Origin of the sequence: Pontivivens nitratireducens (genome assembly GCF_011290545.1) — a bacterium.
GTDB lineage: Bacteria > Pseudomonadota > Alphaproteobacteria > Rhodobacterales > Rhodobacteraceae > Pontivivens > Pontivivens nitratireducens.
Genome location: NZ_CP049811.1, coordinates 470875 through 483168, shown reverse-complemented (window position 1 = coordinate 483168; position 12294 = coordinate 470875). Strand labels below are relative to the sequence as shown.

At 62.8% G+C, this 12294-nt stretch carries 10 protein-coding genes; 9 read left to right on the top strand and 1 reads right to left on the bottom strand.

The genetic code is table 11. The features are described 5' to 3' along the window. Nucleotide 1: 1 nt before the first annotated feature. Nucleotides 2-1216: an acyl-CoA dehydrogenase family protein gene (locus tag G8E03_RS02320; RefSeq protein WP_166188233.1), complete on the bottom strand. Its 1215-nt coding sequence runs from the start codon at nucleotides 1214-1216 to the stop codon at nucleotides 2-4. Between the two features lie 136 nt (nucleotides 1217-1352). Between G8E03_RS02320 and G8E03_RS02315 the strand changes: the two genes are divergently transcribed. From G8E03_RS02315 to G8E03_RS02275, 9 genes are all read left to right on the top strand, one after another. Beyond that, complete coding sequence (locus G8E03_RS02315; protein ID WP_166188231.1) at nucleotides 1353-2138, top strand: enoyl-CoA hydratase-related protein; 786 nt, start codon at nucleotides 1353-1355, stop codon at nucleotides 2136-2138. A 20-nt stretch (nucleotides 2139-2158) separates the two neighbouring features. Continuing rightward, nucleotides 2159-3958, top strand: a complete 1800-nt coding sequence (locus G8E03_RS02310; protein ID WP_166188229.1) for an acyclic terpene utilization AtuA family protein — start codon at nucleotides 2159-2161, stop codon at nucleotides 3956-3958. Between the two features lie 11 nt (nucleotides 3959-3969). Next, the gene (locus G8E03_RS02305) at nucleotides 3970-5439 is read left to right on the top strand and encodes an acetyl-CoA carboxylase biotin carboxylase subunit (RefSeq protein WP_166188227.1); all 1470 of its coding nucleotides are present in this window, start codon (nucleotides 3970-3972) and stop codon (nucleotides 5437-5439) included. Beyond that, entirely contained in the window at nucleotides 5439-5942 is a 504-nt protein-coding gene (locus G8E03_RS02300; RefSeq protein ID WP_240910390.1) for an acyl-CoA carboxylase biotin carboxyl carrier protein subunit, read from the top strand. Before G8E03_RS02305 ends, G8E03_RS02300 begins: the two co-directional genes overlap by 1 nt. Nucleotides 5943-5944: 2 nt before the next feature. After that, nucleotides 5945-7552 carry an acyl-CoA carboxylase subunit beta gene (locus G8E03_RS02295; protein ID WP_166188223.1) on the top strand — a complete coding sequence of 536 codons (1608 nt, stop codon included), beginning with the start codon at nucleotides 5945-5947 and terminating at the stop codon, nucleotides 7550-7552. A gap of 339 nt (nucleotides 7553-7891) precedes the next feature. After that, a complete protein-coding gene (locus G8E03_RS02290) occupies nucleotides 7892-9076 on the top strand; it encodes a lipid-transfer protein (protein ID WP_166188221.1) in 1185 nt (394 codons plus the stop codon). A 24-nt stretch (nucleotides 9077-9100) separates the two neighbouring features. Next, a complete protein-coding gene (locus tag G8E03_RS02285) occupies nucleotides 9101-9931 on the top strand; it encodes an SDR family NAD(P)-dependent oxidoreductase (protein WP_166188218.1) in 831 nt (276 codons plus the stop codon). 127 nt (nucleotides 9932-10058) lie between these two features. Continuing rightward, complete coding sequence (locus tag G8E03_RS02280; RefSeq protein WP_166188216.1) at nucleotides 10059-10688, top strand: TetR/AcrR family transcriptional regulator; 630 nt, start codon at nucleotides 10059-10061, stop codon at nucleotides 10686-10688. Nucleotides 10689-10691: 3 nt separating this feature from the next. Beyond that, a complete protein-coding gene (locus tag G8E03_RS02275) occupies nucleotides 10692-12290 on the top strand; it encodes an acyl-CoA carboxylase subunit beta (RefSeq protein ID WP_166188214.1) in 1599 nt (532 codons plus the stop codon). Nucleotides 12291-12294 lie beyond the last annotated feature (4 nt).

The following is a 12294-nucleotide window of genomic DNA, read 5'->3' as shown; positions in this document are numbered from 1 at the left end:
CTCAGGCGCGCAGCAGTTCTTCGGCGATGATGATCTTGCGCACTTCACTGGTGCCCGCACCGATCTCCAACAGCTTGTTTGCGCGGAACAGCCGGTTGATTTCGGTGTCCTGCATGTAGCCGGAGCCGCCATGGATGTGGCAGGCCTCGGTGACGGCCTTGTTGAATGCCTCACCTGCATAAAGGCAGGCCGCGGCGGTCAGCTTGTGAATCTCACCACGCCCACCGGCACCCTTGGGCAGGCCGACACAGGCAGCCAACGCGCGATAGCTGAAGGCGCGCGCTGTTTCGACCTCGGTATAGATCTCGGCCAGTTTCGACTGCACCATCTGGAAGCTTGCGATTGGCTTGCCGAATTGTTCGCGGATCTTGGCGTATTCCAGACCCAGCTCCAGCGCGCGGTCGGCCATGCCAACGCAGAGCGAGGCGACCATCGCCCGTTCCAGATCCAGCCCGCTCATCACCACCGCGACGCCGCTGTTTTCAGCGCCCAGCATTGCGGAGGCCGGCACCCGGCAATCCTCGAATACCAGTTCCCCGGTCGGAGAACCGCGAAAGCCCATCTTGTCGAGCTTTTGCGCCACCTTGAATCCGGGATTGTCGGTGTCGATGATAAAGGCCGAAATGCCCTTGGCGCCTTTGGACTTGTCGGTTTTGGCGTAGAGCAGGATCACGTCCGCGATCGGCCCGTTCGTGATGTAGATCTTCGAGCCATTGATGATGTAGTCGTCGCCATCGCGACGCGCCGTGGTCGCCATGGAGCCAAGCGCATCGGACCCGGCACCGGGCTCGGTCAGCCCCAGCGCCCCGACCAGATCACCGGAACACAGGCCGGGCACATACTTCTTTATCTGTTCCTCGGACCCGTTGCGCAGCAGGTTATTAAGGCAAAGATTGTCATGCGCCCCGTGCGACAGCCCCACGGCCGGATTCCATTTCGAGATCACTTCGGACACCAGCGCCTGCGTAAATTCGTTCTGGCCCGATCCGCCGAATTTCTCGGGCGCGGTGATTCCCAGAAGGCCAAGCTCCCCCATCTGTTTGAACAGATCGTCGGGCCACCATTCCTCCGCGTCCATACGGGCCTGCAGCGGGTGCAGCACCTCGCGCGAAACGCGGTCCACATGATCGACGATCTGGCGCTGCTCATCGGTCAATGAATAGTTGGCCCTGATGGCTTCCAAGGCTGCCATGTCAGGCTCGTTCTGGCTGGTCATTATCGTTCCTCCCCGAACAGAATGACATCTGTAGTGTTGACCAAAATCAAACACATGTTAGAAAATAGATCAAGGCAAGCTTTTCGCGACCTGACGTTGCAAGCAAGGCAATTGCCAATGCGGGGAGGTTCTGGAGATGGCTGAGAACGTCGTACAATCGCAGGCGCGAGGGCATGAAACGCGCATCACGATATGCCGTCCCGAACGGCGCAATGCCATGAACCTCGATGTGGCTGAGGGCATGATTGCCGCGCTTCAGGCAGCCGAGGCTGACGTCGATTGCCGGGTGATCGTATTGACCGGAGAGGGGGAGCTTGCCTTTTGCGCGGGCGGCGATCTCAAGGCTGGGGCCGAAGGGGGCCCGTTCGTTCAGGACCCGGCCGATCCCGAGCATTTTGCCGGCAAGTTGTTCGACGCGATTCAGGCCTGCCGAAAGCCGACAATAGCCCGCATCAATGGTGTCGCCGTCGGCGCGGGCGCAGGAATCGTCTGTGCCTGCGATCTGGCGGTGATGGCGGATCACGCCAGAATCGGAACGCCGGAGGTAAAGGTGGGCCTGTTTCCCATGACCATCGTTCCGCCGATGATGCGCGTGTTGCCACGGCGCAGATTGATGGAGATGTTCATCACCGGCGTCCCCCTGACCGCCGAGGAATCGCTGCGCTATGATCTGGTCAACTATGTGACGGATGGCGCCGGACTGGATGACAAGATTTCGGAGCTGGTTGACCAGATCGCCGCCCAGTCGCCCACTGCCATTCGGCTGGGCAAATACGCCTGTCACGCGATGCAGGACATGACCTATCCGCAGCAGATGCGCTTTGCCGAAACGCTGTTGCCGCGCGTGGCACAGACAGAAGATGCGCGCGAGGGCTTCGATGCTTTCATCGCGAAACGCAAACCTGAATGGACGGGCCGCTGATACTGCGGTGAGGAGGGAATATGTCAGATCGAAAATTGCGCATCGGATGCGCCTCCGGGTTCTGGGGCGATACGCCCGAAGCGGCCGGCCAGTTGGTTTCCGGCGGACAGATCGACTATCTGGTGTTCGATTATCTGGCGGAAGTCACGATGTCCCTGATGGCGCGCGCCCGCGCCAAGTCGCCTGAGGCGGGCTTTGCGCCGGATTTCGTAAAGGCGCTCGTGCCGTTGCTTCCGCAAATCAAGGCCAAGGGCATCAAGGTCGTGGCCAATGCCGGCGGTGTGAACCCGCGCGGCTGTCGCGATGCGCTGGCCAAGGCCGCCGCCGAGGCTGGAATCGAACTGTCCATCGGTGTGGTTCTGGGCGATGATCTGTCAGGGCAGGCCGGTGATATTCGCGCCCGCGGTCAGCGGGAAATGTTCTCCGGCGTGGATTTCCCCGACGATATCTGGAGCATGAATGCCTATCTGGGCGCCCGCCCCATCGCGACCGCGCTGGATGCGGGGGCCGATATCGTGATTACCGGACGCTGCGCTGACAGTGCCGTGGCGCTGGGCCCGCTCATGCACGAATTCGGCTGGAGCGATGAGGATTGGGACAAGCTCAGCCAGGGATCGCTGGCAGGCCATCTGATCGAATGCGGTCCGCAGGGCACCGGGGGCAACTTCACCGACTGGCGCGACGTGCCGGGGTGGGACAATATGGGCATGCCCATCGTCGAAGTGACCGAGGATGGCAGCTTCGTCATGACGAAGACGCCCGACACTGGCGGGCTGGTTGTGCCGGGATCGGTCGGCGAACAGATGCTCTACGAGATCGGCGACCCGCGGGCCTATCTGCTGCCGGATGTGATCTGCGACTGGTCCGGCGTCACGCTCGAACAGGTCGGTCCCGATCAGGTGCTGGTCAAGGGGGGCAGGGGACTTGGGCGTACCGACAGCTACAAGGTCTCGGCCACCCATGCCGACGGCTGGCGCGCGGTCACCACCCTGACTCTCGCCGCCATTGACGCCCCGGCGAAGGCCGAGCGTGTGGCCGAGGCGATCCTGACCCGCTGCCGCCGGATTTTCCGCGACAGGAACCTTGGCGATTTTCGACAGGTCAGCGTTGAGGTTCTGGGGGCAGAGGCCGCCTATGGCGCCAACGCTCGCGCCAAGACTCGCGAGGTGGTGCTCAAGATCGGCGCGGTGCATGAGGATCGCAGCGCGCTCAACATTTTTGCCGGGGAAATCGCGCCCATGGCCATTTCCACCGCGCAGGGCCTGACCGGATTTTTCGCCGGGCGCCCGAAGGTGCAGCCGGTGGTTCGCCTGTTCTCCTTCCTGCAGGACAAGGCTGACACCCCCGTTGAGGTCGAGGTGGACGGAACGCAGGTGCCCCTCACCGTATCGACAGATGCGGTCACACTCGATCCGTCGTCGGGGCCGCAGGTGGAAAGCCGCAAGGCCGGGCCTGACGCCGTCAACGTGCGGCTTGTCGATCTGGCGTGGGGTCGGTCGGGTGACAAGGGCGATATCGCCAATATCGGCATCCTGGCGCGCAAGCCGGAATATCTGCCCTACATCCGCTCCTCGCTTACCGAGGGAAGGGTAAAGGACTATTTCGTCCATCTGTGCCACGGTGCGGTCGAACGTTTCGACCTGCCGGGAAGCCATGCGCTGAACTTCCTGCTGCATGAATCACTGGGCGGCGGCGGCATCGCCTCTGTTCGCATCGACCCGCAGGGCAAGGGCTTTGCGCAGATGCTGCTGGACATCGAGATTCCCGTACCGGCCGATCTGGCCGCAAGGGACGGGCTTCATTCCGTCGAGAGCGCATGAAAGGAAGTAAGATGAGTATCTCCAAACTGCTGGTCGCCAACAGGGGGGAGATCGCTGCACGTGTCTTGCGCACCGCCAAGGCACGCGGCCTTGCCACCGCCGTGTTGCGCCACCCGTCCGAGCAGGAGGGACCGGCCCATCTGATAGCGGACGAGGTCGTCAGCATCGACGGCCCCACCCCCGTTGCCGCCTATCTCGACATCCCGCAGATCGTCGAGGTCGCGAAAAGGATCGGCGCGGACGCAGTGCATCCGGGCTATGGCTTCCTGTCGGAAAATGCAGGCTTCGTAGCCGCGCTTGAGCAAGCCGGCGTGACCTTCGTCGGCCCCACATCCGAGGTCATCGACCTGATGGGCGACAAGGTGCGCGCCCGCGGCTTCGTCGAGGAACGCGGTTTCCCGGTTGCGCCATCGGCCATCGAGGATGACGACCCCGCCACCTTCGTCGAACGCTCCCGCGCGGTGGGCTATCCGCTGCTGATCAAGCCCTCGGCGGGCGGCGGCGGCAAGGGAATGCGCGTCGTGCGTGAGGACAGCGCACTGGAATCGGAGATCGAGACCGCCCGCCGCGAGGGTGAGCGCTATTTCGGTGACGGTCGTCTGTTCGTCGAACGCTACATCGAACGCCCGCGCCATATCGAGGTGCAGGTCATGGGTGACGGGCAGGGCAATGTCGTTCATTTCTGGGAGCGCGAATGCTCGATCCAGCGCCGCTTTCAGAAGATCATCGAGGAAACGCCGTCTCCGGCGCTCTCGGCGCAGCAGCGTCTGGACATCTGCGAAACCGCCGCCGGGATCGCGCGCGCGGTCAACTATCGCGGAGCCGGAACGGTCGAGTTCATCTATGCGCAGGACGGGTCCTTCTATTTCTTGGAAATGAACACCCGCCTACAGGTCGAACATCCCGTGACGGAGATGGTCACCGGCTTCGACCTCGTCGCCGAACAGCTGCGCATCGCGGCGGGTGAGGGGCTGAGCGCCGCGCAGGACGACATTGCGCAGTCCGGTCACTCGATCGAGCTGCGCATCTGTGCCGAGGACGCAACGGAAGATTTCCGCCCCGCCATCGGGGACATCCTGCTGCTGGACGAACCGCAGGGCACAGGCGTGCGAGTTGACAGCGGCATCCTGGGGGGGGGCAAGGTCACCACCGATTTCGACCCGATGCTGTCCAAGCTGATCGTTCACGCCCCGGACCGTACACAGGCCATCGTGCGGGCGCGACAGGCGGTGCAGAATTACGTCATCCTCGGGGTGACGACCAACACAGGCTATCTGGATGCGATCCTGGCCCACCCGGATTTTGCGTCGGGTGACATCTCGACCGGATTTCTGGCCGAACAGGCGGATACGCTGACAGCACCGGGCGAGGACATATCAGACTTGCTGATCGCCGCGACCGCTCTGTCGGACGACCGGCTGGTGGGCGAAGTCATGCAGATACCTGAGATGCACCGTAAAATGGGCGGGTGGAGAAACTGATGCGGCGGATATTCCAGATCGACGGCGAAGAGACCGAATGCTGGTTGTCGCATGACGGCACCAACCTGATTGTAAACATGCCCGATGGCCCGGTTCCCTGCCGGTTGGACCCGACAAGCGAGCCGGGCGGTTATGTCCTGCGCGCACGCGGGCGCGTGCAGGAATTGCGTCTGGCTGTCGGACCCGACGCAACTTTCGTGCATCTGAACGGCCGGGCATATGCCATCGGGCGGGTCGATCCCGCAGAACGTCTGGCCGGAAGCGATGGCGGCGCGGCCGACGATCGCATCATCGCGCCGATGCCCGGTGTGGTCGTGGCCGTGAACGCCAAACCCGGCGATCAGGTCAAGGAAGGCCAGATCCTGCTCGTCATCGAAAGCATGAAGCTCGAAACCAGCCTGGCCGCACCGCGCGACGGGGTGGTTGCTGAAATACCATTTGCCGCAGGTGACAGTTTCGGGCTGAAGGCCACGCTCGCCCAGCTGGCCCCGGAGGAGGACTGACCATGCGCCGGATCGAAAGCCAGATTGATACGAATGCTCCCGACTTCAAGGCCAACCATGCGGCCATGACCGAGCGGTTGAAGGAGTTCCACGCCCGCCAGCACGCGGCGCGTTTCGAGCGCCCTCAGCGCGATATCGACCGCCTCGCCCGCCAGAACAAGCTGGGCGTGCGGGAGCGGCTGAAGCTGCTGCTGGACCCCGGCACGCCGTTCCTGGAGTTCTCGACGCTCGCCGCCTGTCGCGAATATGACGGTGCGGTGCCCGGTGCCGCCGTGGTGACGGGCATCGGCATCGTGCAGGGGCGCGAGGTTGCCATTCACGCCAACGATGCCAGCGTCAAGGGCGGTGCGTGGTATCCGCATACCGTCAAGAAAATCGTGCGGCTGCTGGATGTCGCACTGGAAAACCGCTTGCCGGTCATCCACATCTGCGACAGCGCCGGGGGTTTCCTGCCGCTGCAACACGGTGTCTTTCCCGACCGTTATCTGGGGGGGCGGGTGTTTCGAAATCAGGTCAAGCTGAGCCAGGCCAACATCCCGCAGGTCGCCATCGTCGGCGGGCACTGCACGGCGGGCGGCGCGTATGTGCCGACGCTCAGCGATTACAACGTCATCATCGAAGGCACCGGCGCGATCTTCCTCGGCGGTCCACCGCTGGTCAAGGCGGCCACAGGCGAGGAGGTCGGCGTTCAGGAGCTGGGCGGGGCGGTCATGCATACCTCTGTCTCGGGCACCGGCGACTATCGCGCCGCCACCGAGGAACACGCCTTTTCACTGGCGCGCGAAATTGTCAGCCAATGGAAGCGCACGCCGAAGACAATCATCGAGACCGCCTCGTTCGAGGAACCATATTACGACCCGAAAGAGCTTTACGGGATCATCCCCAAGGACCGGAAGACCCAGTTCGACATGCGTGAGGTTCTGGCCCGGATCGTGGACGGTTCGCGCTTTCACGAATATCAGCCCGATTACGGCACCACGATGATCTGCGGTTATGCCCATATCTGGGGCTACAAGGTGGGGATTCTCGCCAATAACGGGGTGCTGTTCAACGACAGTTCGCTCAAGGCCGCGCATTTCATACAGCTTTGCAACCAGAACCGGACGCCTCTGGTCTTCTTCCAGAACATTACGGGCTACATGGTGGGTCGCGAATATGAGGAACGCGGCATCGCCAAGGACGGCGCAAAGATGCTGATGGCGCAGGGTGGGTCGGTCGTGCCGAAATTCACCGTGATCGCCAATGCCTCGTACGGGGCGGGCAATTACGGGATGTGCGGGCGTGCCTGGGATGCGCGTACGCTGTTCATGTGGCCGCAGGCTGAGATCGGCGTCATGGGCGCGGATCAGGCCGCAAACACTATGGCCGACGTCAAGATCCGGCAGCTTGAGCGCGAAGGCAAGAAGCTGAGCGATGAGGAAATCGCCGCCATCCGCGACCCCGTGCTGGAGAAATTCCGCCACGATGTCGAAGCCTATACCTCTACCTCCGAGCTGTGGGATGATGGCATTCTCGACCCGGCGGACACGCGCAATGCGCTGGGCATGTCCATCTCCGCATCGCTGAACGCGCCGATCGACGATCCGCATTACGGCATATTCCGGCTGTGACAGCCAAGACCGGCGCGCTTCGGCGCCCCGGATCGCCCCGCTACCCTTTCGGGGTGGCGGGCGCGTCGTTTTGTGGCGCGTTCGGGACTCGACGCTGAGCGCGTGTTGCGGGGAATAGCGCCAGAAAGTCTGCGAATTCGGCACGATATGTCATTCACGCTGTCCTTCGGCCCGCGCGGTGCGAATGCCCGAACATATGCAGGCACCCCGAACCCGATACCCTACGTCACGAAGCGATTTTGTTGACAGAGCCAAGCGTGGCTATGTAATTTCTAACAAACGGTAGAAAATCCGAGTCCGCCCGATCCGTCGGTGTCGGCTCGAACCTGGGAGAGAGACATGACAGATAAGGCCTATGTGGTTGGCGTGGGGATGGTCCCGTTCCAGAAGCCTGGAAAATCCGATAGCTATGACGTGATGGCCGCCACGGCCACCCGCTCCGCCCTGGCAGATGCGGGACTGGATTACGACAGTGTCCAGCAGGCCTATGTGGGCTATGTCTATGGCGACAGCACCAGCGGCCAGCGGGCGCTGTACCATGTCGGCATGACCGGCATTCCGGTTGTGAACGTGAACAACAACTGCTCGACCGGGTCGTCGGCGCTGTTCCTGGCCCGTCAGGCCGTTGAAAGCGGCGCGGTGGAATGTGCGCTGGCACTGGGGTTCGAGCAGATGCAGCCCGGCGCACTTGGCGCGATGTTCCCTGATCGGATCAGCCCGTTCACGGCGTTTGACGAGGAAACCGACGATCTGGTGGGCAACTCCGAGATCCCGCTGGCGCTTCGCTATTTCGGTGGCGCGGGCAAGGCGCATATGGATGAGTTCGGCACCTCGATGGAAACCTTCGCGAAAATCCGCGCCAAGGCCAGCCGTCATGCGGCCAAGAACCCCGTCGCCCTGTTCCGGCAGGAAATGACCGCCGAAGAGGTCATGGCCGCTCCGGTCATGTGGCCCGGCGTGATGACACGGCTGATGGCGTGCCCGCCGACCTGCGGTGCGGCGGCGGCAATCATCTGTTCCAAGGAGTTCGCGGACAAGCACGGCCTCGACAGTTCCGTTCGGATCTCGGCGCAGGCCATGACAACGGACGGGCCGGAGACGTTCGGCGCGCATGACATGCGTGAGGTTGTGGGCTTCTCGATGGCCAAGCGTGCTGCGGAGCAGGTCTATGAGGCGGCGGGCATCGGACCCGACGATGTGGACGTGGTCGAATTGCACGACTGTTTCGCCCATAACGAGCTTATCACCTATGAGGCGCTGGGCCTTTGCGCGCGCGGCGATGCGGCCAAATTCGTTGACGATGGCGACAATACCTATGGCGGCAAATTCGTGACCAACCCGTCGGGCGGTCTTTTGTCCAAGGGGCATCCGCTGGGCGCGACCGGCCTTGCGCAGTGCACGGAACTGGTCCAGCAGCTTCGCGGTCAGGCCGATGCGCGTCAGGTCGACGGGGCGCGCCTTGCGCTCCAGCATAACCTTGGCCTCGGCGGGGCCTGTGTGACCACGCTTTACGAAAAAGTCTGACAGCGCCATTCGGAAGGATAAGCCATGACTGATAAACTTGACGGGCGCGTGGCGCTGGTCTCCGGCTCCGGCCGGGGCATCGGACGCGAAATCGCGCTCAAGCTGGCCTCGGAAGGGGCGCGGCTGGTGATCAACGATCTGGATGCCGATCCAGCCAACGAAACAGCCGAAGCAATCCGCGCCGCCGGTGGCGAAGCGGTGGTCTGCGCGGGCAGCGTGACCGAAGACGGCTTTGCCGAGCGGTTCATCAACACCGGCGTCGAAAGCTTCGGCGGACTGGACATCATCGTGAACAACGCGGGCTATACCTGGGACAGCGTCGTTCAGAAGATGACGGACGAGCAGTGGCAGGCAATCATCGACGTTCACATGACCGCGCCGTTCAGGATCCTGCGTGCCGCCCAGCCGGTGATCAGCGCCAAGGCCAAGGAAGAAGCCGCCGCCGGACGCGAGGTGTTCCGCAAGGTGGTAAACATCTCCTCCATCGCGGGGACCGGTGGCAACCCGGGTCAGATCAACTATTCCGCCGCCAAGGCCGGGATCCTGGGTGTCACCCGGACCATGGCCAAGGAATGGGGCCGCTACAAGGTGAACGTCAATGCCGTGGCCTTCGGCCCGATCCGCACCCGCCTGACCGAGGGCAGCGCGGATGGCGACAGCACGATCACCGTCGAGGAGAAGGAGATCAAAGTGGGCGTGAACCCCGATCTTCTGTCCCAGATGGAGCGCATGATCCCCTTGGGTCGTGTCGGCACACCCGAGGAAGCCGCAGGCGCGGTCTATCTGTTCTGTGCGCCGGAATCGAACTTCATCTCTGGCCAGCACGTCATCTGCGGCGGCGGCTTCGTGATTTAACACGGGCCGGTCGGGACAGCACGAACAGGGTTGTCCCGACCTTCCATATCCAACGAAATAGAGCTTGCCGGATGATGCTGATCCAGTTACCTAACAGTTGTTAGTTATGGTGGCGCGAAGGGCGATCATGTCCGAACTTGCAGTGAAACAGGTATCACAGGGCGTCCGCAGTCCGGTCGGGCGAGAGGGCGTGCTGGACGTTGCAGCAAAGCTTTTCCGCGAGCAGGGTTACGGGTCTGTATCGCTGAGAAAGATCGCCGAAGCCGCCGGGATCAAGGCAGGCAGCCTATACTACCATTTCGGCTCCAAGGACGAGATTGTCGCGGCTGTTCTGGACGTGGGCATTCAGGTCGTCCACGACAGCATGCGTCAGGCCGTTTCCGCACTGCCCGAAGGCACCGGCGCCGAGGCGAGCCTGCATGCCGCGATCGGGGCCCATCTGCGCGCGCTTCTTGACGTTAGCGACTATACTTCGGCCAATGTGCGTATTTTCGGGCAGGTGCCGCAATCCGTCCGCGATGCCAACCTGCCGACGCGCCGCGCCTATGAGGCCGAATGGGATGCACTGCTGTCCCGGCTTCAGCAGGAGGGCGCGCTGAAGAGCGACGTCGATATTCGCCACCTGCGCCTGATGTTGATCGGCGCGCTGAACGCCACGCTCGATTGGTTCGACCCGGCTCGCGGCAGCGCAGAGGCGCTGTCACGCACCTATGCCGATGTGTTCCTCAACGGGATACTTGAAAGACAGGATACCTGATACATGGCTCGTCTTGACTCAGCGGTTCTAACCGCATCCGAAACCTTCGCGCGCAATCACGCGGCGCAAAGCGAACGCGTCGAAACCCTGCGCACGCGGATCGCCGAGGCTACGTCGGGCGGTCGCCCCGATATGGTGGAACGCCACCGCAAGCGCGGAAAACTTCTGGTGCGCGAACGGATCGACCTGCTGGTGGATCCGGGCACGGCGTTTCTGGAGCTGTCATCGCTGGCGGCCTACGGTCAATATGGTGGGGAGGTTCCCGGTTCCGGCATCGTGACGGGCATCGGTATCGTTCATGGGCTGCCGTGCGTGGTCATCGCGAATGATGCGACGGTTAAGGGCGGCTCCTTCTATCATGAGACAGTGCAAAAGCACATTCGCGCCCAGGAAATCGCGGCTGAGAACAGGTTGCCCTGTCTGTATCTGGTCGATTGCGGCGGGGCCTATCTGCCGGAACAGGATCGGGTCTTTCCCGATGCACGTCATTTCGGCAATTCCTTCTATCGCCAGACCAATATGTCGGCCAGCGGCCTGCCGCAAATCTCCGCCGTGTTCGGCGGCTGCACGGCAGGCGGGGCCTATATTCCGGCCCTGTCGGACGAGCTTATCATGGTGCGCGGCAATGCCCGCATCCATCTGGGCGGGCCGTCGATCGTCAAGGTGGCGATCAACGAGGAGGTCGATGGCGAAACCTTGGGCGGGGCCGAAATGCACACCAGCGTCTCCGGTGTTTGCGACCATCTGGCCGAGGATGAATACCATGCCCTCGCCCTGATGCGCGACATCGTGGCCGAACTGGGCCAATCGCGCCCGATGCAGCCTGACACGCCGCCCGCGCCGCCCGCGCATGACCCCTCCGAATTGCTGGGCGTCATCAGCGCGGACCGCAAGGAACCCTATGACATGCGCGAGGTTCTGCTGCGCATGATAGACGCCGGCGAATTTCGCGAGTTCAAGCCGGGCTGGGGTGAAACGCTGCTCTGCGGAACGGCGCGCATCCACGGTTTTCGCGTCGGTATCCTGGCCAATAACGGCGCGCTTTTGTCCGAAAGCTCGCTTAAGGGCGCGCAGTTCGTATCCATGTGCGACCAGCGCAACATCCCGCTTTTGTTCCTGCACAACATCTCCGGCTTCATGGTCGGCACGGAGGCGGAGCGCGGCGGCATCGCCAAGGACAGCGCCAAGCTGGTCTATGCCATGTCGGTGGCTAAGGTGCCGCGTCTGTCGGTCCTGCTTGGCGGATCCTATGGCGCTGGAAATTACGGCATGTGCGGGCGGGGGTTCGCGCCGAACTTCCTCTTCGCGTGGCCCACGGCGGAACTCGCCACCATGTCCGCCGATATCGCCAGCAACGTGATGCTGGAACTGCGCAGGCAGAAGGGCGGTGATCCGGAAAAGATGCAGGCCGATCTGGTGCAGATCGAGGCGCAGGTGCGCGCTCAATACGGCGAACAGTCCGATCCCTATTACGCGACCTCGCGGCTTTGGGATGACGGGCTGATCGAACCGGGTCAGACCCGCGACATCCTCGGCCTGTGCCTGTCCATAGTCTCTTCGGTGCCCGAGGCAGGGCGCCACACGCCCGTCTTCAGAATGTGAGGCC

Bases quoted from the DNA above. Each gene is read 5' to 3' on its own strand.
- G8E03_RS02320 (WP_166188233.1), bottom strand. From the start codon at position 1,216: ATGACCAGCCAGAACGAGCCTGACATGGCAGCCTTGGAAGCCATCAGG.
- G8E03_RS02315 (WP_166188231.1), top strand. From the start codon at position 1,353: ATGGCTGAGAACGTCGTACAATCGCAGGCGCGAGGGCATGAAACGCGC.
- G8E03_RS02310 (WP_166188229.1), top strand. From the start codon at position 2,159: ATGTCAGATCGAAAATTGCGCATCGGATGCGCCTCCGGGTTCTGGGGC.
- G8E03_RS02305 (WP_166188227.1), top strand. From the start codon at position 3,970: ATGAGTATCTCCAAACTGCTGGTCGCCAACAGGGGGGAGATCGCTGCA.
- G8E03_RS02300 (WP_240910390.1), top strand. From the start codon at position 5,439: ATGCGGCGGATATTCCAGATCGACGGCGAAGAGACCGAATGCTGGTTG.
- G8E03_RS02295 (WP_166188223.1), top strand. From the start codon at position 5,945: ATGCGCCGGATCGAAAGCCAGATTGATACGAATGCTCCCGACTTCAAG.
- G8E03_RS02290 (WP_166188221.1), top strand. From the start codon at position 7,892: ATGACAGATAAGGCCTATGTGGTTGGCGTGGGGATGGTCCCGTTCCAG.
- G8E03_RS02285 (WP_166188218.1), top strand. From the start codon at position 9,101: ATGACTGATAAACTTGACGGGCGCGTGGCGCTGGTCTCCGGCTCCGGC.
- G8E03_RS02280 (WP_166188216.1), top strand. From the start codon at position 10,059: ATGTCCGAACTTGCAGTGAAACAGGTATCACAGGGCGTCCGCAGTCCG.
- G8E03_RS02275 (WP_166188214.1), top strand. From the start codon at position 10,692: ATGGCTCGTCTTGACTCAGCGGTTCTAACCGCATCCGAAACCTTCGCG.